The sequence below is a fragment of the Erythrobacter epiphyticus genome (assembly GCF_034653295.1).
Taxonomy (GTDB): domain Bacteria; phylum Pseudomonadota; class Alphaproteobacteria; order Sphingomonadales; family Sphingomonadaceae; genus Erythrobacter.
In genome coordinates, this window is sequence record NZ_JAYEEU010000028.1 from 1 (window position 1) to 1,054 (window position 1,054).

Genomic DNA, 1,054 nt, shown 5'->3' on the forward strand with positions numbered 1-1,054 from the left:
GCGCAACCTGATCGGCGGCCTGATGCGCTGAGGTGATCGCCCCGGACTGCCAGTGTCCAACCGGTTTCCGTTCATCTTGCGGCGCGGCAAGCTTACGTGTTGGAGACAACTGAGACACTGTCCTTAAAGAGAAATCCCTTTGATCACAGTGTCCCCGTTGCTCGCCTTTTCCGGTTATCGGCCCGATCACTGCCGCCATCGTTGCAACGTGATCTGATCGCAGCATCACAAGGTTCATCCCCGACCCATAACGCCTGACAAGGCCGTAGGAAAACCACTGCTGCCCTCCGCTCTGCCCCTGCGGCCTATTCTGCCGGAGCCATGCAGAAGGCGCTCGAATAGGTATTGCCGCCGAAGCCGAAGGGCGCAACGCTGTATTCGTAAGCCTGGATCGCGCTGAACAGCACGCCGAGTGCAATCGTCGCCCACAGGCCCTGCTTCAGCCCCACGCGATCACCATGGATCAGCGCGTGGTGCGCCCAGGTCACCGTCGTGCCCGAACACAGCAGGATCAGCGTGTTGAGCAGCGGCAGCGCGAAGGGATCGAGCACTTCCATGCCTTCGGGAATGAACGAGGCAATCGCCCCCGCTTCGCCAAACAGGCTGGTGGTCGCGTCCGAAGCCGCGTCATAGCTCAAGGCTGTCGGGAACAGCGCGAAGTCGAAGAAGCTCCAGAACCAGCCAACGAAGAACATCACTTCCGAAGCGATGAACAGGATCATCCCGTAGCGCATGTGCAGCTGCACCACCGGAGTGTGATCGCCGCGCTCGGCCTCGACCACGATGTTCTTGAACCACATGAAGAAGGTCGCGATCAGACCGGCGAGGCCTGCCCACATCACGAACGAGCTAGTCGCCCCGAAAATTTCGGGGTGGAAGCCCAGCACCATGCCGCTGGTGAAGGTGAGCGCCGACATCGAGCCGACCAGCGGCCAGATATCGGGTTCGAGAATGTGGTATTCGTGGTTTACTTTGCCAGCCATGTGGAAGTTCCCGTCCCTAGGATGTGCGGATCAATTGGTGCTGTCCAGAGCCGCCAGCTGCGGCTCTTTCG

Annotated in this window: 1 protein-coding gene and 1 pseudogene; both read right to left on the reverse strand. The window is 60.2% G+C overall.

The genetic code is table 11. The annotated features are described in order from the left end of the window. On the reverse strand, nt 1-238 hold a 238-nt coding region (locus SOQ14_RS14300; protein ID WP_322898787.1), incomplete at its 3' end, for a hypothetical protein. A 79-nt stretch (nt 239-317) separates the two neighbouring features. Next, nucleotides 318-983 (reverse strand): annotated as a pseudogene (locus tag SOQ14_RS14305) (cytochrome c oxidase subunit 3); the annotation flags it as partial. Between the last annotated feature and the right edge of the window lie 71 nt (nt 984-1,054).